Below are 24,452 nucleotides of genomic sequence, written 5' to 3'. Positions count from 1 at the left end.
GCCCCCTCCCCGTTCGTCGGTGCGGCTGTCCGTCAGCCCGTGAACTTCACGTCCTCGATGCCCTGCTTGTGTCCGGCGCCGTTGTACCCGTCCTGCGCGGAGTAGGGCATCGCGGTCATCCACAGCAGCACGTACCGGCTCTTGGCGGCCTTCTCGGCCGTCAGTGTGAGATCGGTTCCGTTGGTCTGCCCGGTGGCGATCTTCTCCATCGAGTCGACAGAGCCGGACGGCGACAGGGAGTCGACCGCGTAGAGAGTCATCGTGGTGTGGTTGCCGCCGTAGCGCAACGCTATGGAAGCACCGGAGACCTCCTTGTCGGACCCCAGGTCGTAGACGATGCCCACACCCTTCTTGACCGCGGGCACCAGCTCCGGCCCGTCGATGAAGTACCCGGTGCGCCAGTCGCTCGCCGTGTCGTCGTCATAGGTGGCATCGACCTTGCCCGCGTTCTGCGGCCTGCCGTCCGGCGCGTACTCCTGGGCGCCCTGGATCGCCAGAGGCTCGGGCGCCACGGGCTTGTCGTCGTTTCCTTCCGAGCCCGCCGTCTCCGAGGTCTTGGGCTCTTCCCTGGAGTTGCGGTCGTCCAGCAGCTTGTCGGCGATCTGCCAGCTGCCGAGACCGAGGGCCGCGATGAGCAGCGCGGAGACGGCCCACTTGAGGGCCTTGCCGGTGCGGGTCTGCAGGGGCGGGGGCGGCGTGGGCGCCTGTTGGGTGGTGGCGGGCGCGCCCGGCCTGTTCACCGGCCGGCCGTGGTTCACCTGCTGATACGTGGTGCGCTGATACTCGGGCGGTGCGGTGAAGGACGGCTCCGGCGGCCGGATGCGCGGCATCGCGGCCACGGCCTTGGCCAGTTCGTCGGGTGTGGTGCACGGCGATTCCTCGCGGGACGCCGTGGCACCGTCGTTGATCAGGGCGCGCATGGCGAGCTCGGAGAGGCCTCGGTGCACGCCGGCCCGCACCTGGTCGGGCGCGACCAGGCCGACTCCCTTGGGCAGCCCCGAGAGGCCGTACGCGTCGGTCTCGTAGGGCCAGCGCTGGGTCAGGGCGGCGTACAGCAGGGCGCCGATCGCCTCGGTGTCCGCCCGCTGGGGGCCGTCGGAGGAGATGCCGCGGAGGGCGGCGTTCACCGCCAGGCCGCGGATCCGGTACTGGCCCGTGGAGGTGCGCAGTACGGCCCCCGGCGTGAGCCTCAGATGGGCGAGGCCCTCGCGGTGGGCGGCGGCCATGGCCTGGGAGATCTGGTCGACGAGCTGGTACGCGTCGTGCGGCTCGAAGGGTCCGGCGGCCAGCAGAGCGGTGAGCTCGACGGCGTCGGGGAGCCACTCGTGCACGACGTAGACGAGGTCGTTCTCCTCGACGGCGTCCAGCACTTGGACGAACCGGGGATCGCCCAGCAGCGCCGAGGAACGGGCCGCTGCCAGGACGGAGCGCGCCCGGGGGTGGTCGGACGGAAGGATGTGCACGCCGACGGCGCGCCGCAGTTTCTCGTCGACCGCACGCCAACTGCTGAAACCGTCCAGTCGGGTGACGCACTCCTCGAGCCGGTAGCGTCTGGCGAGCTTGTGACCGCTGTGGAGTTCGGGCGTGGAGTGGGGCGGCCGGCCGCCCTGCTGTTCAGCGTCCTTTTCCGGTGTCTCCTTCGGCGTCGCGTTTCCGGAGTCCGCCGTAGGGGACTTTGCCGTCTGGGATTCCGCCGCCCCGTCGGTCGTGGCCTTGCCCGCCTTGGCGGTCAGCGGTTCGTCCCCGCCGTTGTCGGCCACGTCGACGGCAGCCGTGCTACGTTCCGCCACCGTCGTTCCTGCCTCCCCATCCGTTGCGCCATGTCCAACAGCCATGCCAATTGTGCCCACAGTCCGACGCTATGCACGACACACGGGGTCCGACGATGGTTGTGCGGGAGCCGTTCGAGGCCGCCTGCGTTGCGTCGTTTCCGCAGGCCTAGCGACCGAGACGGCCACGCACCATTCCGACCATGGCGTTGAGTTCCTCGATGCGCATTCGCCGGGCGGCCACGAAGAAGACGCCCATGAGCACCACACCACCTGCCACCAGCGCCACCAGCGAGCCGCCGGCACCGCTGCCGAGGGCCATGAGCACACCGTAGGCAACGGCCCCGGCGACCACTGCCGCGGGCACGGAGGCCATGGAGAGCCGGGCGTAGGTACGCATGACGTGGGAGCCGTCCAGATCGCCGCCGAGGCGGTTCTTGAGCCTCCGCCAGGCGACGCCCACGCCGACTGCGTAGGCGAGACCGTAGGAGGCGGCCATGCCGACGACGGCCCACCGGGCGGGCAGCAGCACGTAACACAGCGCCGAGGCGGTGGCGTTGACGACGGCGACGATGACCGTGTTGTAGAAGGGCGTCCGGGTGTCCTCGTAGGCGTAGAAGCCGCGCAGCACCACGTACTGCACGGAGTACGGGATCAGGCCGAGACCGAAGGCCATCAGGATGAAGCCCATGCCCCGGGCGGCCTCGAGACCGGTGGAGGCGAACAGCAGCGTGGACATCGGGAGTCCGAGCGCCAGGAAGGCGAACGAGACCGGGACGATGGCGACGGCGGAGTTGCGCAGGCCCTGGGAGATGTCGTCGCGTACGGCGCCGGGGTCGTTGTCGTGGGCGGCGCGGGAGATCCGGGGCAGTAGCGCCGCCATCACGGAGACGGTGATGATGGCCTGCGGCATGCCCCAGATCAGCTGGGCGTTGGTGTAGGCGATGAAGCCGGCGCCCTCGGCGCCGGAGGCCTTTCCGGCCGCCGTGGCGAGCTGGGTGACGACCAGTACACCCGCCTGGTTCGCGAGGACGAAGAGCACGGTCCACTTCGCCAGCTTCACGGTCTTGCCGAGTCCGTGGCCCTTCCAGTCGAACCGGGGGCGGAAGCGGAAGCCGGTCTCGCGCAGATACGGGATCATGGCCAGCGCCTGGACGACGAGCCCGAGCAGGGTTCCGACGCCGAGCAGCCGGACGCCCTCCGGGGGGATCGTCTGCACACCCATCTGGGACTCGGCGGAGGTGCCGTAGACCCAGATGAAGAGCCCGAAGGTGGTGATCATGACGATGTTGTTCAGGACCGGGGTCCACATCATCGCGCCGAACTTGCCACGGGCGTTGAGGATCTGCCCCATGACCACGTGGATGCCCATGAAGAAGATCGTGGGCAGGCAGTAGCGGGCGAAGGTGACCGCGACGCTGTTGGCCGCCTGATCGGAGGCGATCGTGTCCGACATCAGTCGGATCAGCAGTGGCGCGGCGAAGACCGCGGCGGCGACGATCGCGCCGAGGGCCACCATGACGAGCGTGAGCAGGCGGTTGGCGAACGCCTGGCCGCCGTCGGCGTCGTTCTTCATCGCGCGGACCAGCTGCGGGACGAAGACCGAGTTGAGACCGCCGCCGACCGTGAGGATGTAGATCATCGTCGGCAGCGTGTAGGCGATGGTGAAGGTGTCACCGAGGAGCGCGGCGCCGAGGGCGGCCGTGATCACCAGGCTGCGTACGAAACCGGTGAGCCGGGAGACCAGGGTTCCCGCCGCCATCACGGCGCTGGACTTCAGCAGGCCGCCGGCCCGGCCGGCGGGCTTCTTGGGCGGTGGCGGCGCGGGCAGCGGTTCGGGGGCGGGAGCGGGAGCGGGAACGGCGGACTGCTGGTCCCGGAAGAGGTGGGCGAACGCGTCGGGCTCGGGCTTGTGCTCACCGGCCTGGGAGACCAGGTCGTCCACCCCGGTGAACTGGGTGGTCCGTGCGTCGTCGCCGTAGGGCAGACGACGGGACGGGCCCTCGGGTTCCGGCGGGGGCGTCTGCGCCCAGATCCGGGGGTCGGGGGCGTACTGGGGGGCCGCGGGCTGCTGATAGAGCGGCTGCGGTTCCTGATATGTGCCCGGAGGCGGCGGGGGGTGTGCCGAGCGGTCGTAGAGCGCCTCGTCCACCGGGTCCTGGGCGGACAGATCCTGGGCCTGGAAGGGGTCGCCGGCGTAGGCGTCCCCGACGTAGGGGTCCTGCGCGTATGGGTCTGACGAGGGCTGCTGCGGCGGGAACGAGCCTGCCTGGTCACCACCCGCGCCCTGACCGCGGTCACCGTCGTACGGCGCGTTCATGACTACCCCACCTCATCGTCCCCGGCCGACCGGCCACGACATCGCTCAACGGTCCACTTTCTCACCAGCGCCCGACGGGTTACCGCTTTCCGGTCCGGTGTCAGGCCCGAGGTCACTCGGCTGCTCGGGATCGGAGCCGTCGGTGTCACTCTCCGTGTCAGCCGTGTCGTGATCGTCTGCGGCATCGGCATCGGCATCGGCATCCGCGGCCGCTGCGGCGGCGCGCTTGCGCTGGGTGTACATCCTGACGCCCGCGAGGACGAGCAGGAGGACACCGCCGGCGAGGACGAGCATGACGGTCGGGGTGATCTCCGAGACCTTCACCGTGAACGACATGGGCCGGCCGTAGGGGGTGCCGTCGGCGGTGTAGAGCTGTGCGGTCATCTGGACCTGGCCGTTGGCGTTGGCGGAGGCCGGGAATTTCACCGACTGGCTGTGGCCGCCCTCGACCGTGATCGGCTGCTCCGCCACTCCCTTGTTCCGCTCCCCGTTGAGGTGGAGTCGGTTGGGATTGGTGGACTTCAGCCGCAGTACAAGGTCGTCGATGCCCTGGACCAGCTGGTTCTGCACCGTGACCGGGATGGTCGCGCTGCGCCCCGAGAGGGTCACGTCCGACTTCTCGATCAGCTGGACCTCTTCGGTGAGGCTCTGCAGATACGAATGGACCCCGGACCGGTACTGCTGTGCGGCCGCCGGCTTGCCCCGCCAGGCCGTCGACAGCTCACGGTCGACGGCGCGCCCGAAGGGGGCCTCCACGCGGTCGGCGGAGGTGAGGATGACCTTGAACTTGTCGAGGGTGCTCTGGGTCTGCCGGATGTCCTCGAAGGCCTGGACCGGCAGCTCCTGCTTGCGCAGCCGGGCCGGGTACCGGGAGGCGGCGGGCACCTTGGTGTTCGCGGCGGAGTCAGGCTTGGCGGACGCCGCGGCGACCAGGTCCACCGGCTGCGTCCAGCGCTGCGGCTCGAGCGCCCGCAGGGCGCGGGCCATGGACTGGGCCTGGGCGATCGTGGGCACGCGCTGCGGGGCCACGACGATGCTCCGCTGGTTCTCCGGGTCCTGGAGGGTGAGGGCCAGCGACTGCGCGAGGAAGTTCTGTACGGCGAGCGTGGACTCGCCGGCGCGGGTCATGTCGCCCTGGAAGGCGGTCGACAGCCGGGCGTCGGCGACCACGGCCGTCGTGCCGCCACCGATGGGGCGGGCCGCGGTGGGCGTGTAGGAGAGGTTGTCCTGAAGGCTGTCGCTGCGGGCGATCACCTTGTGCGCCCCGGCGGAAGTGGCCACATCGACGATCGAGGAGTCGATAGCGCCCTCGACCGGCCAGGCGAAGTCGAGCGACGGCTTCACATGGAGGATCGTCTCCACCGTCACCTCAGCCACCGCCGTGGCCGGCTGGAGGTGGCTGAGCGAACCGGAGACCGACTTCCCCCTGTGCGCCAGCGAGGCGAGATCCGGGTCCGCGAAGGGGAGAGCCACCACCTTCTTGTCCTTGACGGCGGCCTCGAGGGCGTTCAGCCATCGCTTGGCCACATCCTGGTTCTCACCGGGGACGGTGGAGTCGCCGGCCTTCACCCGGTAGTTCCCTCTCATGGCGTCCACCGTGGCCAGGAGGTCCGGGTCGACGACCCAGGTGACCGGCAGCTCCCTGCCGAGCGAGACGAGCTGGTCGAGCCGTCCGCCGGGGGCGAGCTCGGCGGCCAGGGCCTCGTCCTCGAAAACAGGCGTCTGCTGTTCGTCCGAACCGGTCTCCGAGGTGAGATGCGTCGACGAGATCAGCGGCCAGAGGTAGGTGAGGTGTGTCTTCTTCTCCATGCCCTTCGGCTGCCAGGGGAGGAAGGTCCGCTCGATGCCCAGCACCTGCTCGTATGACTGGTTCGACGTCTGCCCGGCGAGGGAGACCCCCAGCTGGTAGACGCCGCCGTCGTCGTCGAGGGGGAGCTCGTCGGCCGGCACCGAGAGGGTGAAGTCGTAGCTGACGCCGGACACCAGCTTCGGGAGCTCGACGCTGTACTTGTCGTTGATCGTCGGAGCGTCGACACCGTAGGTGTAGCCGGTTCTCTTCGCGGCCCGGTCGACGGCGGTCCGGCCGACGAGCTCCGGACCCACCCGGAGATCGACATGGGCATCGGTGATCGTCTGCCGGCCCTTGTTGACCACTGTTCCCGAGACGGTGATCCGGTCCTTCTCACCGGGCGCCTCGGGCGTGAGCGTGTCCAGGGACACATCCACGGTCCGTGACCCGGTGGGCTCCTCCGCCGCATGGGCCGGCGTCGCGGCGGGACCGCACAGCAGTCCGGCCACGAGTGGCACGCCGGTGATCAGGGAGGCTGTCCGACGCAGCCACCGGCGCGCAGGAGAGATGCGCATCCCCTGGAAGTCTGCCGCCTCGGCCACGCGCTGTCCGTCCCTCGTCGTCTGCTGCCTTGGGTGGTTCTCCGCCTGTTGCGTCCACGCATGGTAACGAGGCCCGCTGTGTCGAAGTGCCGCGGAGTGGTCCGCAAGATCAGGAGGTGCGTACCGCGCTCAGAAACGGGGACGACCCGGTCGGCCCGGGCACGTACCCTTTTCTGTTGTGCCGAACGCCAATGAAGACAACCCCACTGCCCTGAGCCAGGTGCAGCGCCGCGCGGTGAGTGAATTGCTGCGGGTGTCGCCTGTCGCCGACGATCTGGCCCGCCGTTTCCAGGATGCCGGATTCGGTCTCGCACTGGTCGGGGGCTCGGTCCGCGATGCGCTGCTCGGCCGGCTCGGGAACGACCTCGACTTCACGACGGATGCCCGGCCGGAGGATGTGCTGAAGATCGTCCGGCCGTGGGCGGATTCCGTGTGGGACGTCGGCATCGCCTTCGGCACGGTCGGTGCTCAGAAGAACGGACAGGTCGGGGACGCCGAGCAGCGCTTCGAGATCGAGGTGACGACCTACCGGTCGGAGGCGTACGACCGGACGTCGCGCAAGCCGGAGGTCTCCTACGGCGACTCGATCGAGGAGGACCTGGTCCGTCGCGATTTCACGGTGAACGCGATGGCCGTGGCGCTGCCGGAGAAGGAGTTCATCGATCCGCACGGTGGTCTGGAAGACCTCGCCCTGAGGGTCCTGCGTACCCCCGGTACCCCCGAGGAGTCCTTCTCCGACGACCCGCTGCGCATGATGCGGGCCGCGCGCTTCGCCGCGCAGCTCGACTTCGAAGTGGCGCCCGAGGTGGTGTCCGCCATGAAGGCCATGGCGGATCGCATCGAGATCGTCTCCGCCGAGCGTGTGCGCGACGAGCTGAACAAGCTGCTGCTGTCGGCTCACCCCCGTAAGGGGCTCGCGCTCCTGGTCGACACGGGCCTCGCCGCCCATGTGCTGCCCGAGCTTCCGGCGCTGCGGCTCGAGAGTGACGAGCACCACCGCCACAAGGACGTCTACGAGCACTCTCTGACGGTGCTGGATCAGGCCATCGCCCTGGAGGAGAACGGGCCCGACCTGGTGCTGCGGCTGGCCGCCCTGCTCCACGACATCGGCAAGCCCCGCACGCGGCGGTTCGAGCCGGACGGCCGCGTCTCCTTCCACCACCACGAGGTGGTGGGGGCGAAGATGACCAAGAAGCGGATGACGGCTCTCAAGTACTCGAACGAGATGGTCAAGGACGTCTCGCGACTCGTGGAGCTGCATCTGCGCTTCCACGGCTACGGAACCGGCGAGTGGACCGATTCCGCGGTTCGGCGGTATGTGCGCGACGCGGGGCCGTTGCTCGACCGGCTGCACAAGCTGACGCGGTCGGACTGCACCACGCGGAACAAGCGCAAGGCCGGAGCCCTCTCCCGCGCTTACGGCGGGCTCGAGGAGCGCATCGAGCAGCTCAAGGAGCAGGAGGAGCTGGACGCGATCAGGCCGGACCTGAACGGCAACGAGATCCAGGAGATCCTGGAGATCGGCCCCGGTCCGGCGATCGGCAAGGCCTACGCCTTCCTCCTCGATCTGCGGCTGGAGAACGGGCCGATGGAGCGCGAGGCCGCGGTGTCGGCGCTCAAGGAGTGGTGGGCGGCTCAGTCCTGAACGTCAAAGGGCGCGATGTTTCACGTGAAACATCGCGCCCTTTGACGTTCAGCCGACGGCCGGGTGCCGACCGTTTCACGTGAAACATCGACCCCGGGCCGGAAAGCTGCGGCGGGGTCGGGTCGAATGATGCGGGCACGCTATAGCTCTCGGCCGGCCCGGCTCCAACGGCCCAAGATGGCGGCCACCGCCCCGTAGATCACCGCGACCATGACGACCAACGGAACCGACCGGCCGTCAGGGGGAAGCATGAGGGCGGCGACGGCCGCCGCGCCGACGAAGGCGACGTTGAACAGCACGTCGTAGAGAGAGAAGATCCTGCCCCGGAAGGCGTCGTCCACGGACGTCTGCACCACGGTGTCCGTGGCGATCTTCGCGCCCTGGGTGACAAGGCCGAGCACGAACGCGGCGACCAGCATCGGGCCGGCGGCGAACGGCAGGGCCAGGGCCGGCTCCAGGACGGCGGCGGCCGCCGCGCAGGCCACCATCCATCCGAACCTGCCGAACCTGCCGATCGCCCACGGCGACACCACGGCCGCCGCGAAGAAGCCGGCGCCCGAGAACGCGAGAGCCACGCCGAGCAGGGCGAGTCCGCCCGACTCGTCGGTGGACCACGAGTAGCGGCTCAGCATGAGCACCATGACGGTCAGCGCCCCGTAGCAGAACCGCAGCAGCGTCATTGCGGCGAGCGCGTGGGCCGCGGCCGGGCGGTGGCCCAGGTGTCGCATCCCGTCCAGCAGTCCGCGTGCGGTGGAGGCGAGCGTGGCGCCCAGACGGGGCTGGACCACGTCCTGGTCGGGACCGAGCAGTTCGCGGCCCATGCGCAGTGATGCGAGGGCCGCGCAGAGGTAGAGCACCGCTCCGAGCAGGACCACCACGGCGTCCGAGCCGGAACCGACCACTCGGGCGAGGAAGGCAAGACCGCCGCCGGCGGTGGCGGCCAGTGTCCCGGCGGTGGGTGAGACGGAGTTGGCCATCACCAGACGGTCGGGGGCGTCGACGACACGCGGCAGCGCTGCCGAGAGCCCGGCCAGAACGAAGCGGTTCACCGCCGTGACGGACAGGGCCGAGGCGTAGAAGAGCCAGTCCGGGACGGAGGCGAGGATCAGCAGGGCGGTGCAGCCGGCGAGCAGGGCCCGCAGCAGATTCCCGTAGAGAAACACCTGCCGGCGCCGCCAGCGGTCCAGCAGGACTCCGGCGAAGGGGCCGATGAAGGAGTACGGGAGAAGCAGCACGGCCATGGCGGAGGCGATCGCCGCCGGAGAGGTCTGCCGCTCCGGAGAGAAGACCACGTACGCGGCGAGGGCGACCTGGTAGACGCCGTCGGCCGACTGGGAGAGCAACCGTACGGTCAGTAGTCGGCGGAAGTTCGGCAGGCGCAGGAGTACGCGCAGATCACGTACGACGGGCATGCGAGCAAGCGTCACATACGCGGAGGGTCCCCGGGCTTACCACCCGGGGACCCTCCGCGTCGGCAGGCGTGAACGCTTAGCGCTCGGCCTCGCCGTGGATGAACTTCTCGACGTTCTCGCGGGCCTCGTCGTCGAAGTACTGCACCGGCGGGGACTTCATGAAGTACGAGGACGCGGAGAGGATCGGGCCGCCGATGCCGCGGTCCTTGGCGATCTTCGCGGCGCGCACGGCGTCGATGATGACACCCGCCGAGTTCGGGGAGTCCCAGACCTCGAGCTTGTACTCCAGGTTCAGCGGGACGTCACCGAAGGCACGGCCCTCGAGGCGCACGTAGGCCCACTTGCGGTCGTCCAGCCAGGCCACGTAGTCCGACGGGCCGATGTGGACGTTCTTCTCGCCCATGTCACGGTCGGGGATCTGCGAGGTGACGGCCTGCGTCTTCGAGATCTTCTTGGACTCCAGGCGCTCGCGCTCGAGCATGTTCTTGAAGTCCATGTTGCCGCCGACGTTCAGCTGCATCGTGCGGTCCAGGATGACGCCCCGGTCCTCGAAGAGCTTCGCCATGACGCGGTGCGTGATGGTGGCGCCGACCTGGGACTTGATGTCGTCACCGACGATCGGGACGCCGGCCTCGGTGAACTTGTCCGCCCACTCCTTGGTCCCGGCGATGAAGACCGGAAGAGCGTTGACGAAGGCGACCTTGGCGTCGATGGCGCACTGCGCGTAGTACTTCGCGGCGTCCTCGGAACCGACGGGCAGGTAGCAGACCAGTACGTCGGCCTGCTTGTCCTTGAGGGTCTGGACGATGTCGACCGGGGCCTCGGGGGACTCCTCGATGGTCTCGCGGTAGTACTTGCCCAGACCGTCGAGGGTGTGACCACGCTGAACGGTGACGCCGGTGTTCGGCACGTCGCAGATCTTGATGGTGTTGTTCTCGCTGGCGCCGATGGCGTCCGAGAGGTCGAGGCCGACCTTCTTGGCGTCCACGTCGAAGGCGGCCACGAACTCCACGTCACGCACGTGGTAGTCGCCGAACTGGACGTGCATCAGACCCGGCACCTTGCCGGCCGGGTCGGCGTCCTTGTAGTACTCGACGCCCTGCACCAGCGAGGCGGCGCAGTTGCCCACGCCGACGATGGCTACGCGAACCGAACCCATTGGCGGTTGCTCCCTGTGTGATCTCGGTATTTCTGATGAAACCCTGCGGTGCGGGGTCTCACTTGGTGGTGTCGTCGGACGGATCCGGCGAGGTGGAGCCCTGGAGAGATGTCCCTCCGGAGGACTCGTCGTCCCTGTGCCGGGGCAGGCCGTCCTTCGCTCCTGATGTGTCGTCCTGCTGAGCGGTGCTCTCGGGCGAGGGTCGTCGCTGATCCCGCCCTGCCCGCTCACTCTCGATGAGCTCGTTGAGCCAGCGCACCTCGCGCTCCACGGACTCCATGCCGTGGCGCTGCAGCTCGAGGGTGTAGTCGTCGAGGCGCTCGCGGGTGCGGGCCAGCGAGGCGCGCATCTTCTCCAGGCGCTCCTCCAGCCGGCTGCGGCGGCCCTCGAGCACCCGCATCCGCACCTCGCGCTCCGTCTGTCCGAAGAAGGCGAAGCGTGCTGCGAAGTGTTCGTCCTCCCACGCGTCCGGCCCGGTGTGGGAGAGCAGCTCCTCGAAGTGCTCCTTGCCTTCCGCCGTAAGCCGGTAGACGATCTTGGCGCGCCGACCCGCGAGCGAGGCGGCGAGGGCGTCCTCGGGAGCATTCCCCGGTTCCTCGATCAACCAGCCGTTTGCGACCAGCGTCTTGAGGCAGGGGTAGAGGGTCCCGTAGCTGAAGGCCCGGAAGATCCCCAGTGACGTGTTGAGCCGCTTGCGCAGCTCGTATCCGTGCATCGGGGCTTCACGGAGGAGACCGAGAACGGCGAACTCGAGGATGCCGGAGCGCCTGCTCACAGTCGCCTCCTTCGCCGGTCCCGATCGTTTATGCCGTGCTGATGTATCGAGTCGATACATCAGCACGATAGAACGGCACGACTGCGGCGACAAGGGGGCCCGCAGTGAGCGGCGTCACATCGTCAATACGGCGGTGTCGAGTGCCTGATTTGGGGCGAACTTCAGGCCTAGGTGGTTTTGGCCGTGCGTAGTCTGTGCGGATGCAGACCACCGGGAACCATGTGACGCCCCCACGCGTCATCGCCGTGGATGCACGACGGACGAGCCCCTCGCAGGGCATGTCCGTGTCCATTTCGGGGGGACCGGAACTCAACTGCCGCTTCCAGGCGTCTTGCCTGCCCGAGGAGTAGTCGTTCGATGAGCGAGCACCGTCGCAAACAGCCGCAGCCACAGGGTGGCGGGCGTGCCGCGGCCAGACGCGCCGCCCAGCAGCCTTCAGGCCGTCGGGGCGTCCCGGCGGCCTCTTCCTCCGTTTCCCACGGCGAGGAGCGCCCCTACGGGGGCCGAGCCGAGGCCCGGCGTGCCGCGCAGCGGGGCGGCGGCCGCCGCGGTGCCGGCGGTCATGACGTCCAGGGTCGCCGCGGCGCCCCGCCCGGCAAGAAGCGGCTGATCGATTACCCGCGCCATGACAAGTACGGATGGCGCCGCTGGGTGCCGTCGTGGAAGCTCGTCACCGGACTGTTCCTGGGGTTCCTGGCCAGCCTGATGGCGGCGGGGACGATCGCGTACGCCATGGTCGGGATCCCCGAGCCGGCCAAGATCGCCGGGGCCCAGAACAACGTCTACTACTGGGAAGACGGCTCCCAGATGGTCGCGACCGGTGGTGAGGTCAACCGGCAGATCATCGACATCGGGAAGATCCCCAAGGAGATGCAGAACGCGGTCATCTCGGCGGAGAACAAGACCTTCGAGAAGGACTCGGGTATCGACCCGATGGGTATCGGCCGCGCCCTGTTCAACATGGCCCGGGGCGAGCAGACCCAGGGTGGCTCCACCATCACCCAGCAGTACGTGAAGAACGCGCGGCTGGACAACCAGGAGCAGACGCTCAGCCGTAAGTTCAAAGAGCTGTTCATCTCCATGAAGATCGACTCGGAGATGGACAAGTCCGAGATCATGTCGGGCTACCTCAACACCTCCTACTACGGCCGGGGCGCCTACGGCATCCAGGCCGCCGCCCGCACGTACTTCGCCAAGGACGCCGAGAATCTGAACGCGAGCGAGTGCGCCGTCCTGGCCTCGCTCCTCAAGGGCGCGACCTACTTCGACCCGGCCGGCGCCACCTCCGTCGACGCGGCGGCGACGCCGAAGGACAACCGCGAGCGGCTGACGAAGCGCTGGCGGTGGATCCTCGACGAGATGGTCAAGGACAACCGCCTGGACGCCGCGGAGCGCCAGAAGTACACCGAGCTTCCCACCATCCAGGAGCCGCGGAAGAACGCGCAGCTCGGCGGCCAGATCGGTTACCTGGTCGACCTGGCCAATGCCAACTTCGTCAACAGCTACGACAAGGAAGTGGACCTCTCCAAGGGCGGCTACGAGATCCACACGACCTTCGACAAGAAGAAGGTCGCCGAGCTCGAGAAGGCCGTCAAGAAGGTCATCAAGGAGAACATCGACCCGAAGAAGCGCCCCAAGACGGACACCCACGTCCAGTTCGGCGGCGCCTCGGTCGATCCCCGGACGGGCCAGATCGTCGCGATCTACGGCGGTGAGGACGCGACGAAGCACTTCACCAACAACTCCGACGCGACCGGCGCGCAGGTCGGATCGACGTTCAAGCCGTTCGTCCTGGCCGCCGCGATGCGCGACGGAGTCCGCGATCCGGAACTCGGTCCTGACCAGGGAGCCGAGACGCGCCGGATCGTCAATCCCGACAAGAGCCGGTACAGCGGCAAGAACAAGCTGAAGATCAAGAACTGGGACGGCAGCGTCTGGCACAACGAGGAAGGGAAGGAGTGGCTCCAGACCAACGACGGTCAGGAGGACTACGGCAACATCAGTCTCCGCGAAGCCATGATCCACTCCGCGAACTCCCCCTATGTGCAGCTCGGCATGGACATCGGCATCCCGAAGGTCCGTGAGGCGGCCATCGACGCAGGTCTGCTCGAGTCCAGCCTGACCAAGGGGAACGTGCCCTCCTTCTCGCTCGGCATCTCCGAGCCGAGCGCCATCCGCATGGCCAGTGCCTACGGGACCTTCGCCGCCGAGGGCGAGCAGCGTGAGCCGTACTCGGTGAAGTTCGTGGAGTCCGAGGGCGTGAAGATCTACGAGAACGAGCAGGAGGACAAGCAGGTCTTCGAGAAGAACGTCGCCAACAACGTGACCGACGTTCTCGTGGATGTGGTCGAGAAGGGCACCGGCAAGAACGCCCGTATTCCGGGCCGCGAGGTCGCGGGCAAGACCGGTACGACCGACGGCAACAAGTCGGCATGGTTCGTCGGGTACACGCCGCAGCTGGCGACGGCCATCGACATGTACCGCCTCGACGACGACGAGAAGAGCAAGAAGCGCGAGTTCCTCGAGATGTACGACACCGGTGGCCAGGACAAGATCCACGGTTCGTCGTTCCCGTCCGAGATCTGGCAGGACTACATGTCGAACGCCCTCAAGGGCGAGAAGGTCATGAAGTTCCCCGAGGCGGAGCCCATCGACGGTGAGGCCGTCTACGGCGGCGGCGCCCCCAGCCCGAAGCCGACCCCGAGCGAATCCCCCTCCCAGTCCCCGTCCCCGAGCCCCTCGGAGACCCCGTCCCAGAAGCCGTCGAAGACCCCGGGGCGGCCCACGGAGTCCTGCAACCCGTGGGAGGACTGGACCTGCAGCGTCGACGGCGGCACCGACGGCGGCACCGACGAGGGCGGCGGCAACGGGGGCGTGACGACGAGCCCGGAGCCAACCACCAGTGACGGCAGCACGGAGACCGGCGGAAACGGCAACGGTGGCGGAAACGGCAACGGTGGCGGTGGCTTCCTCGGAGGCTCCGACGGAGAAGAGTGACGTGAGGGCGTCGCCGGCCGAAGACGGCTGACGGCGCTCGTCCCGCACCACCGGCGAGGGCCGCCGCACCCGGAAGGCGCACCAGATGCGCCGGACACCGGGGCGGCGGCCCTCGCCGTGTCCCTGGCTCCGTACGGCAGGATGTGCACCATGCCCAGCGCAGAACAGACGAGCGTGTACGAGGACCCGCCCGGCGCACGCCCCGAGCCCCCCGACGTGCGGCCCACGCGGCGTGACCGGATCGCCGCGGCAGGCAGCGAGCTGATCGGCGGCCCGGCGGGACGGTGGGCACTGCGCGGGGGCAACGGCCGGTTCACGCCCGTGCACGTGGTGGCGCTCGTCGCCATCGGGATGTTCGCGCTCGGCATGGTGCAGAAACTGCCCTGCTACAACTGGGCCTGGTTCAGGGGAACGAGCTCGCAGTACACCCACGCCTGCTACTCGGACATCCCCCACCTCTTCGTGGGCCGCGGCTTCTCCAAAGGGCTGATCCCCTACTTCGACCGGCTTCCCGGCGACATGGAGTACCTGGAGTACCCCGTGCTGACCGGTGTGTTCATGCAGGTCGCCTCCTGGTTCAGCGGCCTGGGCGGCAGCTCGGGCCAGGACCAGCAGCAGCTGTACTGGATGGTCAACGCGGGGATGCTGATGATCTGCGCCGCGATCATCGCCGTCTGTGTCGCCCGGACCCACCGCCGGCGCCCCTGGGACGGGCTGCTGGTCGCCCTCGCTCCGGCGTTCGCGCTCACCGCCACGATCAACTGGGACCTGCTCGCCGTGGCGCTGACCGCGGCGGCGATGCTGATGTGGTCCCGCGGCAGGGTTCTCGCGTTCGGCATCCTCATCGGACTCGCGACCGCTGCCAAGCTCTACCCCGTGCTGCTGCTGGGGCCGCTGCTGCTCCTGTGCTGGCGGGCCGGCAAATGGCGCGAGTTCACCACGGCGACGCTGGGCGCGGCCGCCGCCTGGCTTGCCGTCAATCTGCCCGTGATGCTGCTCGCGCCCGAGGGCTGGAAGAAGTTCTACACCTTCAGCCAGGAACGAGGGATCGACTTCGGTTCCTTCTGGCTGATCATCACGCAGCGCACCGGCGAATCGATCGACGTCGAGAAGGTCAACACCTACGCCACCCTGCTGATGCTCCTGGCCTGCGCCGGCATCGGCCTGCTCACCCTGAGGGCGCCCCGCCGGCCCCGTTTCGCCCAGCTCGCCTTCCTGGTCGTGGCCGCGTTCATCCTGACCAACAAGGTCTACTCGCCGCAGTACGTGCTGTGGCTGACTCCGCTGGCCGCGCTCGCCCGGCCCCGCTGGCGCGACTTCCTCGTCTGGCAGGCGTGCGAGGTCATGTACTACCTGGGCATCTGGATGTATCTCGCCTACACGACCAGCGCCAAGCACCAGGGGCTGCCGGTCGAGGGCTACCAGCTGGCCATCGCGCTGCACCTGCTCGGGACGCTGTATCTGTGCGCCGTGATCGTGCGCGACATCCTCATGCCGGAACGCGACGGTGTGCGCCAGGACGGCTCGGACGATCCCGGTGGCGGCGTGCTCGACGGCGCGCCGGACGTGTTCGTCCTGGGGGCGGCGCAGCAGCCGCCGCGCCATGACGCGGCGGAGACCGAGCAAGGGCTGCGCGTGGAGTGGGGCGTTTCAGCCGCCGCTTCCGCCCCTGCCGGCTCTTCCGGCGCCGGAGGCGGTACGGGGCCGCAGCCGTCCGTCTGAGCCCTCTGCCGCCCTCCGGACGCCGCGTGGCGGCTCCGGAGGGGCCGGCGGGCCGGTCTAGCGGTCGACCAGCCGGTCGAACTGGGTGGTGGTGTGCCGAAGGTGCGCGACCAGCTCGTCCCCGACCTTCGGCTCCTGGGCGTCGGCGGGCACGAAGAGGATCGAGACCTGCATGTGGGGCGGCTCGGCGAACCAGCGCTGCTTGCCGGCCCAGACGAACGGCGACAGATTGCGGTTGACCGTCGCCAGACCGGCCCGTGCCACACCCTTGGCGCGCGGCATCACTCCGTGCAGCGCCTTGGGGGCCTCCAGGCCCACGCCGTGCGACGTGCCGCCCGCCACGACGACGAGCCAGCCGTCGGACGCCGCCTTCTGCTGGCGGTAGCCGAAACGGTCTCCCCTGGCCACGCGCGTGACGTCGAGCACCGCACCGCGGTACTCCGTCGCCTCGTGGTCGCCGAGCCACATCCGGGTGCCGATGCGGGCGCGGAAGCGGGTCTGCGGGAACTGCTGCTGCAGCCGGGCCTGCTCCTGGGCGCGCAGATGGCTCACGAACATCGTGTGCAGCGGGAGCCTGGCGGCGCGCAGCCGGTCCATCCAGCCGATGACCTCCTCGACCGCGTCGGAACCGTCCGTGCGGTCCAGCGGAAGGTGCAGGGCGAAGCCCTCCAGCCGTACGTCCTCGATGGCGGCGTGCAGCTGGCCGAGGTCCTGTTCAGAGATGCCGTGCCGCTTCATCGAACTCATGCATTCGATGACGACCCGCGCGCCCACCAGCGCGTGCACGCCGTCGACCGACGAGACCGAGCGGACCACCCGGTCCGGCAGCGGCACCGGCTCCTCACCGCGCCGGAAGGGCGTGAGGACCAGCAGGTCGCCTCCGAACCAGTCCTTGATCCGTGCCGCCTCGTACGTCGTGCCCACGGCCAGCATGTCGGCGCCGAAGCGCGCGGCCTCCTCCGACAGCCGTTCGTGTCCGAAGCCGTAGCCGTTGCCCTTGCAGACCGGGACAAGACCGGGGAACTGGTCGATCACCGATTTCTGGTGCGCCCGCCAGCGAGCGGTGTCGACGTAGAGGGAGAGCGCCATGGCCGGCCCGGAACCTTTCTGGTGGCTGCGGTTGTCAGGTCTGTACGAGAGCTACGAGACTACGGAGTCGTCCGCGTCGGCGTCAGCGGCGCGACATATAGAGGTCCAGCGCCTTGTGGAGCAGCTTGTTGAGCGGGAAGTCCCATTCGCCGACGTACTCGACGGCCTCGCCACCGGTGCCGACCTTGAACTGGATCAGACCGAAGAGGTGGTCCGTCTCGTCGAGCGAGTCGCTGATGCCCCGCAGGTCGTAGACGGTGGCGCCCATGGCGTACGCGTCGCGGAGCATCCGCCACTGCATCGCGTTCGAGGGCCTGACCTCACGCCCGATGTTGTCCGAGGCGCCGTAGGAGTACCAGACGTGGCCGCCGACGACGAGCATGGTCGCCGCCGACAGGTTGACCCCGTTGTGGCGCGCGAAGTACAGCCGCATGCGGTTGGGGTCCTCGTTGTTGAGCACCGTCCACATGCGCTGGAAATACGACAGCGGGCGCGGCCGGAAGCGGTCGCGCTCGGCCGTGATCTCGTACAGCCGCTGCCACTCCTCGAGGTCCTCGTAGCGTCCCTGGACGACCTCGACACCGGCCTTCTCGGCCTTCTTGATGTTGCGCCGCCACAGCTGGTTGAAGCCCTTGAGGACGTCGTCGAGCGAGCGGTTCGCCAGCGGCACCTGGTAGACGAAGCGCGGCTGGACGTCACCGAAGCCGGCGCCGCCGTCCTCGCCCTGCTGCCAGCCCATCTTGCGCAGCCGGTCCGCCACTTCGAAGGCGCGCGGCTCGATGTGCGTCGCCTCCACGTCCCGCAGGCGCTTCACGTCCGGGTCCTGGATACCGGCCTTGATCGCCGGCGCGTCCCAGCGGCGGATGACGACCGGCGGGCCCATCTTCACCGAGAAGGCGCCCTGGTTCTTGAGGTGCGCCAGCATCGGCTGCAGCCAGTCGTCCAGGTTCGGGGCGTACCAGTTGATCACCGGTCCCTCGGGGAGGTACGCCAGATAGCGCTTGATCTTGGGCAGCTGGCGGTAGAGGACCAGGCCCGCGCCGACGAGTTCACCGTTCTTGTCGAACCAGCCGAGGTTCTCCGAGCGCCATTCCGTCTTGACGTCCGCCCATGCCGGGACCTGGCAGTGACTGGCCGAGGGCAGGGTCTGGATGTAGGCCAGATGCTGCTCACGACTGATGGTCCTCAGGGTCAGGCTCATGCGGGGCGCTCCTCGGCAGGTGTGTCCCCATGGGTCAGGGGCTCCGGCTCTCGCGCCGAAGCCTACTGGTCTGCGGCCGGGCCCCGAATGGGCGTGCGCGGGAGCGGGTCGTGACCGGCCCGCTCCCGCTCCCCTGTCTGTCGTGTTTCCCGCTTCCTCGCGCTGCCGGCCGGGGCTCAGCCGAGGACGCCGCCGAAGAGGCCGCCGTGGGCCATTCCGAGGAAGAACCCCACGGCAGATGCGCCGAGTCCGATGATCAGCAGGAAGCGCTCACGGGTCGTCACCGATATGAACTGCCCGTACGCACCGGTGACGATCCCGACGAGCCCCGCCCACGAGCTCAGCAGATGCAGGTTGTGGAACATCGCCGTGATGAAGGCAAGGGCGCCGAGGACCAGTGTCACCGCCATCAGGGTGTCCTGGAGCGGATGGGGCTTGCCGTCCGTGTTGAGGAGGGAAGCGGGGGACTGACGTCGCATTGCCTGTGCCATGAGGCACCTCCTGGCTGTGCCGGAAGGCGGCGCATGGTAGCGCCGCGCGCACCCGATGTGTACAGATTGCGGCCATCGGTCACCGGATTTCAACCGGAAGCCCCAGTGCGGGTACTGTGTACGGTCTGCACCGGTGTCTGCCCAGGCCACGTGGCGATCTCCACTCGACGAGAGGGATTGTCAGTGGCTGCCGATACCGTTGCTCACGCATCACGACCCTCCTGCCACGGATCGACCGTGGCCGCTGAGTCCAAAGGAGGTGGGTTCCACATGCGTCACTACGAGGTGATGGTCATCCTCGACCCCGATGTCGAGGAGCGCGCTGTCTCTCCGTTGATCGAGAACTTCCTCTCCGTTGTCCGTGAGGGCAACGGAAAGGTCGAGAAGGTCGACACCTGGGGCCGTCGTCGTCTCGCTTACGAGATCAAGAAGAAGCCCGAGGGCATCTACTCGGTCATCGACCTGCAGGCCGAGCCTGCGGTCGTCAAGGAGCTCGACCGCCAGATGAACCTGAACGAGTCGGTCCTCCGGACCAAGGTCCTCCGTCCCGAGACCCACTGAGCAGCTAGCTCAGAGGTCATCGGGTTCGAGTAGCAGCAAGCAGCCAGAAGCAATCCCCGCCGAGAGGTTCACCCATGGCAGGCGAGACCGTCATCACGGTCGTCGGCAATCTCGTCGACGACCCCGAGCTGCGCTTCACCCCGTCCGGTGCGGCGGTCGCGAAGTTCCGCATCGCGTCCACTCCCCGCACCTTCGACCGTCAGACCAATGAGTGGAAGGACGGCGAGAGCCTCTTCCTCACCTGCTCGGTCTGGCGTCAGGCGGCGGAGAACGTCGCCGAGTCGCTTCAGAAGGGCATGCGCGTCGTCGTGCAGGGTCGGCTGAAGCAGCGGTCCTACGACGACCGCGAGGGCGTCAAGCGCACGGTCTACGAGCTGGACGTCGAGGAAGTCGGCCCCAGCCTCAAGAACGCCACGGCCAAGGTCACCAAGACCACCGGCCGCGGTGGCCAGGGCGGCTACGGCGGCGGTGGCGGCGGCGGCCAGCAGCAGGGCGGTAGCTGGGGCGGCGGCCCCGGCGCCGGTCAGCCGCAGGGCGGCGGAGCACCCGCCGGTGACCCCTGGGCCACCGGTGCTCCGGCCGGCGGCGGCCAGCAGCAGGGCGGGGGCGGCTGGGGCGGAAGCTCCGGCGGTTCCGGCGGCGGCTACTCGGACGAGCCGCCCTTCTAGGGCGGCCTGTACCACACTTCTTGATCACACAGGAGAAACACCATGGCGAAGCCGCCTGTGCGCAAGCCTAAGAAGAAGGTCTGCGCATTCTGCAAGGACAAGACCGTCTACGTGGACTACAAGGACACGAACATGCTGCGGAAGTTCATTTCCGACCGCGGCAAGATCCGTGCCCGCCGCGTGACCGGCAACTGCACGCAGCACCAGCGTGACGTCGCCACGGCCGTCAAGAACAGCCGTGAGATGGCGCTGCTGCCCTACACGTCCACCGCGCGATAAGGGAAGGGTGACCTAGACATGAAGATCATCCTCACCCACGAGGTCTCTGGCCTCGGTGCCGCCGGCGACGTCGTGGACGTCAAGGACGGATACGCTCGCAACTACCTGGTCCCGCGCGGTTTCGCGATCCGCTGGACCAAGGGTGGCGAGAAGGACGTGGCGCAGATCCGCCGCGCCCGCAAGATCCACGAGATCGCGACCATCGAGCAGGCCAACTCGATCAAGGGCCAGCTCGAGGCCGTCAAGGTGCGCCTCGCCGTTCGCTCCGGCGACGCCGGCCGCCTCTTCGGCTCCGTCACCCCGGCCGACGTCGCCTCGGCGATCAAGGCCGCCGGTGGCCCGGAGGTCGACAAGCGTCGCGTCGAGCTCGGTTCGCCGATCAAGACCCTGGGCTCGCACCAGGTGTCCGTGCGTCTGCACCCCGAGGTCGCCGCGCAGGTCGGCGTCGAGGTTGTCGCCGCGTAAGCGCTGTGCTCTGCTGAGCAGCAGGAAGGGCCGCACCCCTCGGGGTGCGGCCCTTTCCGCGCTCTGTGGAACGTCTGCCGAGTGTCTCAAAGCCGGTCTGTTTCACGTGAAACGCCGACAGCCGGCGGAGTACCCGTTTCACGTGAAACGGTGCTCAGCGAGTCGCCCCGGTCACGACCCAGCGACCCGAACTCGCCCGCCACCAGAGGGTCAGCAGCCGGACGGTCATCATCAGGGTCATCGCCCACCAGAGCGCGGTCAGGCCGCCGCCGAGGGCGGGCACCAGCAGTGCGACGGGAGCGAAGACCGCCAGGGTGAGCAGCATGGCGACCGCCAGGTACGGGCCGTCGCCCGCGCCCATCAGCACGCCGTCCAGTACGAAGACCACCCCGGCGAGCGGCTGGGACACCGCGACGACCAGGAGTGCGGGAATCAGCGTGTCCTGCACCGCCGGATCGCCGGTGAAGAGTGGGGTGACCAGTGGTCGGGAGGCCACGACGAGGATTCCCAGCACGACGCCTGATGCCACGCCCCACTGCACCATCCGTCGGCACGCCTGCCGGGCGCCTGCGGCGTCACCGGCGCCCAGGTAGCGGCCGATGATGGCCTGTCCGGCGATGGCGATGGCGTCCAGTGCGAAGGCCATCAGGCTCCACAGGGAGAGCACGATCTGATGGGCGGCGATCTCCGTGTCGCCGAGCCGGGCCGCGACAGCCGTGGCGATCATGAGTACGGCCCGCAGAGAGAGCGTCCGCACCAGCAGGGGGACGCCCGCCTGGGCGCTGGCCCGGATACCGGCGGCGTCGGGGCGCAGCGAAGAACCGTGCTTGCGGGCTCCCCGGACCACGACGACGAGGTAGGCGGCCGCCATGCCGCACTGGGCGATCACCGTGCCCCAGGCCGAGCCGGCGATACCCAGGTCCGCTCCGTAGACCAGAGCCACGTTGAGCCCGGCATTGGCGGCGAAGCCGCAGACCGCGACGTACAGCGGGGTGCGGGTGTCCTGGAGACCCCGGAGGACTCCGGTGGCGGCCAGCACGATCAACATGGCGGGAATGCCGAGACTGGAGATCCGCAGATAGGTGATCGCGTGCGGTGCCGCCGTCTCCGAGGCGCCGAAGACTTCGACCAGCCACGGGGCGGTGGGCAGGAGGACGCTGATGACAGCGATGCCGAGTCCCAGCGCCAGCCAGATGCCGTCCATTCCCTGGCGGATGGCGGCCTGGAGATCGCCCGCCCCCACCCTCCGGGCGACGGCGGCCGTGGTCGCGTAGGCGAGGAAGACAAAGACGCTCACCGCGGTCATCAGCAGTGCCGCGGCGACGCCGAGACCCGCCAGTTGCGGGGTACCGAGATGGCCGATGATCGCGCTGTCCGCCATCACGAACAGCGGCTCGGCGACGAGGGCGCCGAAGGCCGGAACGGCGAGTGCGATGATCTCCCGGTCGTGCCGCCGACGCCGTTCCTTCGGCTCTGCCGGTACCTGTGTCATGGCCGCCAATCTAATCTTCCACAGGTAAGAGATGCAATACGGTCGCACTCCTTACCGATGAGTGTGTTGACGGTTCGTCCGTGGACCGCTTGTTCTGATCTTGGCCCGGGCGGGAAAGTTTTTCTCCCCCACAGGCGGTGGATGCTGAAAGACCAGCTCAGAGGGGTTATGGGGGCGGCATCGTGAACTTTTCCACAGTGCTGTCCCCCGGTCCGTGCACAGGTTGCGGAGACTTCTCCACAGCATCTGGTCCGTAGTCCACAGGGCCTGTGGATAACCAGATTGGCTGACGGTGCCCGCGGGCCTACCGTGGACCGTCGCCCGGCGTGCGGAAACCCCTGTGCAAGCGGAGTCGGGCGGCTCGTTTTGTCAGAGTCGTGGCGTAGAAAGAGTGCCACGGCGTAGGTCCGTGGAGCGGACTGGGAGGAGGTGGCCCGGGTGAGCATTTCCGAACCCTTGGACGACCCGTGGGCAGCCGAAAGTCCGGGGGACCGGCTCCCCGCCTCCCGTCAACGCCGCGGCGACGGACGCGGCCGTGAGGACCAGGACCGGGGCAGGGACGGCGGTGGCTGGGACGGAGGATCCTCCGGCTTCGAGCGCGTCCCGCCGCAGGACCTGGACGCCGAGCAGTCGGTGCTGGGCGGCATGCTGCTGTCCAAGGACGCCATCGCCGACGTCGTGGAGATCATCAAGGGTCACGACTTCTACCGGCCGGCCCATGAAACGGTCTACCAGGCCATCCTCGACCTTTATGCCAAGGGCGAGCCGGCCGACCCCATCACGGTGGCGGCGGAGCTCGTCAAACGGGGCGAGATCACCCGGGTCGGCGGAGCCCCGTATCTGCACACCCTCGTCCAGTCGGTGCCCACGGCCGCCAACGCCTCGTACTACGCGGAGATCGTCCACGAGCGCGCTGTGCTGCGTCGGCTCGTGGAGGCCGGTACCAAGATCACACAAATGGGGTACGCCGCCGACGGGGACGTCGACGAGATCGTCAACTCCGCCCAGGCCGAGATCTACGCCGTCACCGAGCAGCGCACCAGCGAGGACTATCTTCCGCTCGGCGACATCATGGAGGGCGCGCTCGACGAGATCGAGGCGATCGGTTCCCGCAGCGGTGAGATGACCGGTGTACCGACTGGCTTCACGGACTTCGACTCCCTCACCAACGGCCTGCATCCCGGCCAGATGATCGTCATCGCCGCGCGTCCCGCGATGGGTAAGTCGACGCTGGCACTGGACTTCGCGCGTGCCGCCTCCATCAAGAACAACCTGCCCAGCGTGATCTTCTCCCTGGAGATGGGACGCAACGAGATCGCCATGAGGCTCCTGTCCGCCGAGGCCCGGGTGGCGCTCCACCACATGCGGTCCGGCACGATGACGGACGAGGACTGGACACGACTGGCCCGCCGGATGCCGGACGTCTCCCAGGCCCCGCTGTACATCGACGACTCCCCGAACCTCTCCATGATGGAGATCCGGGCGAAGTGCCGTCGGCTCAAGCAGCGCAACGACCTCAAGCTGGTGGTCATCGACTATCTGCAGCTGATGCAGTCGGGCGGTTCCAAGCGGGCCGAGAGCCGCCAGCAGGAGGTCTCCGACATGTCCCGTAACCTCAAGCTCCTGGCGAAGGAGCTCGAGGTCCCGGTGATCGCGCTGTCCCAGCTGAACCGTGGCCCCGAGCAGCGCACGGACAAGAAGCCGATGGTCTCGGACCTCCGTGAGTCGGGCTCCATCGAGCAGGACGCGGACATGGTGATCCTGCTGCACCGCGAGGACGCCTACGAGAAGGAGTCACCGCGCGCGGGCGAGGCGGACCTGATCGTCGCCAAGCACCGTAACGGCCCCACCGCGACGATCACCGTGGCGTTCCAGGGCCACTACTCCAGGTTCGTCGACATGGCGCAGACCTGAGGGGCGCGCTGTGGGTTCTCAAATCCCGTACGGGCAACCGATCACACTGGTGACACCCCTGCCGGTGAGCGGATAGTTTGCGGGAGAACAGAGAGAAGAGTT

Annotated in this window: 18 protein-coding genes; 8 read left to right on the top strand and 10 right to left on the bottom strand. The window is 68.5% G+C overall.

The genetic code is table 11. From position 1 onward, the window contains the following. Positions 1–32: 32 nt before the first annotated feature. The 3 genes from ACWD01_RS04835 to ACWD01_RS04825 form a co-directional block, all read right to left on the bottom strand. Positions 33–1,790 carry a protein kinase family protein gene (locus ACWD01_RS04835; RefSeq protein ID WP_451158102.1) on the bottom strand — a complete coding sequence of 586 codons (1,758 nt, stop codon included), beginning with the start codon at positions 1,788–1,790 and terminating at the stop codon, positions 33–35. Positions 1,791–1,938: 148 nt separating this feature from the next. Continuing rightward, positions 1,939–4,089: a murein biosynthesis integral membrane protein MurJ gene (murJ, locus tag ACWD01_RS04830; RefSeq protein WP_451158100.1), complete on the bottom strand. Its 2,151-nt coding sequence runs from the start codon at positions 4,087–4,089 to the stop codon at positions 1,939–1,941. Positions 4,090–4,134: 45 nt separating this feature from the next. Beyond that, on the bottom strand, positions 4,135–6,480 hold the full coding sequence (locus ACWD01_RS04825; protein ID WP_451158098.1) for a DUF6049 family protein: 2,346 nt from the start codon (positions 6,478–6,480) through the stop codon (positions 4,135–4,137). Positions 6,481–6,658: 178 nt separating this feature from the next. On the opposite strand from ACWD01_RS04825, the gene ACWD01_RS04820 reads away from it, so the two are divergent. Beyond that, positions 6,659–8,125 (top strand): CCA tRNA nucleotidyltransferase, encoded by a 1,467-nt coding sequence (locus ACWD01_RS04820; protein WP_451158096.1) that lies wholly within the window; start codon positions 6,659–6,661, stop codon positions 8,123–8,125. A gap of 140 nt (positions 8,126–8,265) precedes the next feature. On the opposite strand, the gene ACWD01_RS04815 is transcribed toward ACWD01_RS04820, so the two are convergent. The 3 genes from ACWD01_RS04815 to ACWD01_RS04805 all read right to left on the bottom strand — a co-directional run bounded on the left by ACWD01_RS04815 (position 8,266) and on the right by ACWD01_RS04805 (position 11,471). After that, positions 8,266–9,537: an MFS transporter gene (locus ACWD01_RS04815; protein ID WP_451158094.1), complete on the bottom strand. Its 1,272-nt coding sequence runs from the start codon at positions 9,535–9,537 to the stop codon at positions 8,266–8,268. Between the two features lie 76 nt (positions 9,538–9,613). Further along, the gene (locus ACWD01_RS04810; protein WP_451158092.1) at positions 9,614–10,696 is read right to left on the bottom strand and encodes an inositol-3-phosphate synthase; all 1,083 of its coding nucleotides are present in this window, start codon (positions 10,694–10,696) and stop codon (positions 9,614–9,616) included. A gap of 58 nt (positions 10,697–10,754) precedes the next feature. Then, complete coding sequence (locus ACWD01_RS04805) at positions 10,755–11,471, bottom strand: helix-turn-helix transcriptional regulator (RefSeq protein ID WP_451158090.1); 717 nt, start codon at positions 11,469–11,471, stop codon at positions 10,755–10,757. A gap of 357 nt (positions 11,472–11,828) precedes the next feature. Between ACWD01_RS04805 and ACWD01_RS04800 the strand changes: the two genes are divergently transcribed. Further along, complete coding sequence (locus tag ACWD01_RS04800; protein WP_451158088.1) at positions 11,829–14,468, top strand: transglycosylase domain-containing protein; 2,640 nt, start codon at positions 11,829–11,831, stop codon at positions 14,466–14,468. Positions 14,469–14,618: 150 nt separating this feature from the next. Continuing rightward, on the top strand, positions 14,619–16,190 hold the full coding sequence (locus ACWD01_RS04795; protein ID WP_451158086.1) for a glycosyltransferase family 87 protein: 1,572 nt from the start codon (positions 14,619–14,621) through the stop codon (positions 16,188–16,190). A 57-nt stretch (positions 16,191–16,247) separates the two neighbouring features. Here ACWD01_RS04795 and ACWD01_RS04790 read toward each other — a convergent pair whose 3' ends face one another. From ACWD01_RS04790 to ACWD01_RS04780, 3 genes are all read right to left on the bottom strand, one after another. Further along, positions 16,248–17,279, bottom strand: a complete 1,032-nt coding sequence (locus ACWD01_RS04790) for an alanine racemase (protein ID WP_451158084.1) — start codon at positions 17,277–17,279, stop codon at positions 16,248–16,250. An 82-nt stretch (positions 17,280–17,361) separates the two neighbouring features. After that, positions 17,362–18,480, bottom strand: coding sequence for a lipid II:glycine glycyltransferase FemX (locus tag ACWD01_RS04785; protein ID WP_451158082.1), 1,119 nt, complete (start codon positions 18,478–18,480; stop codon positions 17,362–17,364). A 176-nt stretch (positions 18,481–18,656) separates the two neighbouring features. Next, the gene (locus ACWD01_RS04780) at positions 18,657–18,971 is read right to left on the bottom strand and encodes a hypothetical protein (protein ID WP_356893926.1); all 315 of its coding nucleotides are present in this window, start codon (positions 18,969–18,971) and stop codon (positions 18,657–18,659) included. A gap of 270 nt (positions 18,972–19,241) precedes the next feature. On the opposite strand from ACWD01_RS04780, the gene rpsF reads away from it, so the two are divergent. The 4 genes from rpsF (at position 19,242) to rplI (ending at position 20,944) form a co-directional block, all read left to right on the top strand. Continuing rightward, complete coding sequence (gene rpsF / locus ACWD01_RS04775) at positions 19,242–19,532, top strand: 30S ribosomal protein S6 (protein ID WP_356893924.1); 291 nt, start codon at positions 19,242–19,244, stop codon at positions 19,530–19,532. A 74-nt stretch (positions 19,533–19,606) separates the two neighbouring features. Further along, positions 19,607–20,200: a single-stranded DNA-binding protein gene (locus ACWD01_RS04770; RefSeq protein ID WP_451158079.1), complete on the top strand. Its 594-nt coding sequence runs from the start codon at positions 19,607–19,609 to the stop codon at positions 20,198–20,200. A gap of 42 nt (positions 20,201–20,242) precedes the next feature. After that, positions 20,243–20,479 (top strand): 30S ribosomal protein S18, encoded by a 237-nt coding sequence (gene rpsR / locus ACWD01_RS04765; RefSeq protein WP_003956534.1) that lies wholly within the window; start codon positions 20,243–20,245, stop codon positions 20,477–20,479. A gap of 18 nt (positions 20,480–20,497) precedes the next feature. After that, entirely contained in the window at positions 20,498–20,944 is a 447-nt protein-coding gene (rplI, locus tag ACWD01_RS04760) for a 50S ribosomal protein L9 (RefSeq protein ID WP_356893920.1), read from the top strand. A gap of 154 nt (positions 20,945–21,098) precedes the next feature. Here the strand turns inward: rplI and ACWD01_RS04755 are convergent, their stop codons facing one another. Next, complete coding sequence (locus ACWD01_RS04755; protein ID WP_451158077.1) at positions 21,099–22,436, bottom strand: MATE family efflux transporter; 1,338 nt, start codon at positions 22,434–22,436, stop codon at positions 21,099–21,101. A 456-nt stretch (positions 22,437–22,892) separates the two neighbouring features. Between ACWD01_RS04755 and dnaB the strand changes: the two genes are divergently transcribed. Beyond that, on the top strand, positions 22,893–24,350 hold the full coding sequence (dnaB, locus tag ACWD01_RS04750) for a replicative DNA helicase (RefSeq protein ID WP_451158372.1): 1,458 nt from the start codon (positions 22,893–22,895) through the stop codon (positions 24,348–24,350). Positions 24,351–24,452 lie beyond the last annotated feature (102 nt).

The organism is Streptomyces sp. NPDC002835 (assembly GCF_053591995.1).
The sequence above is the reverse complement of the archived record's forward strand: the minus strand, read 5'-3'. Positions and strand labels throughout refer to the sequence as shown.

Excerpts from the sequence above, each read along its gene's own strand:
- murJ (WP_451158100.1), bottom strand. The coding sequence starts at position 4,089 with ATGAACGCGCCGTACGACGGTGACCGCGGTCAGGGCGCGGGTGGTGAC.
- ACWD01_RS04815 (WP_451158094.1), bottom strand. The coding sequence starts at position 9,537 with ATGCCCGTCGTACGTGATCTGCGCGTACTCCTGCGCCTGCCGAACTTC.
- ACWD01_RS04810 (WP_451158092.1), bottom strand. The coding sequence starts at position 10,696 with ATGGGTTCGGTTCGCGTAGCCATCGTCGGCGTGGGCAACTGCGCCGCC.
- ACWD01_RS04800 (WP_451158088.1), top strand. The coding sequence starts at position 11,829 with ATGAGCGAGCACCGTCGCAAACAGCCGCAGCCACAGGGTGGCGGGCGT.
- ACWD01_RS04795 (WP_451158086.1), top strand. The coding sequence starts at position 14,619 with ATGCCCAGCGCAGAACAGACGAGCGTGTACGAGGACCCGCCCGGCGCA.
- ACWD01_RS04790 (WP_451158084.1), bottom strand. The coding sequence starts at position 17,279 with ATGGCGCTCTCCCTCTACGTCGACACCGCTCGCTGGCGGGCGCACCAG.
- ACWD01_RS04785 (WP_451158082.1), bottom strand. The coding sequence starts at position 18,480 with ATGAGCCTGACCCTGAGGACCATCAGTCGTGAGCAGCATCTGGCCTAC.
- ACWD01_RS04780 (WP_356893926.1), bottom strand. The coding sequence starts at position 18,971 with ATGGCACAGGCAATGCGACGTCAGTCCCCCGCTTCCCTCCTCAACACG.
- rpsF (WP_356893924.1), top strand. The coding sequence starts at position 19,242 with ATGCGTCACTACGAGGTGATGGTCATCCTCGACCCCGATGTCGAGGAG.
- ACWD01_RS04770 (WP_451158079.1), top strand. The coding sequence starts at position 19,607 with ATGGCAGGCGAGACCGTCATCACGGTCGTCGGCAATCTCGTCGACGAC.
- rpsR (WP_003956534.1), top strand. The coding sequence starts at position 20,243 with ATGGCGAAGCCGCCTGTGCGCAAGCCTAAGAAGAAGGTCTGCGCATTC.
- rplI (WP_356893920.1), top strand. The coding sequence starts at position 20,498 with ATGAAGATCATCCTCACCCACGAGGTCTCTGGCCTCGGTGCCGCCGGC.
- ACWD01_RS04755 (WP_451158077.1), bottom strand. The coding sequence starts at position 22,436 with ATGACACAGGTACCGGCAGAGCCGAAGGAACGGCGTCGGCGGCACGAC.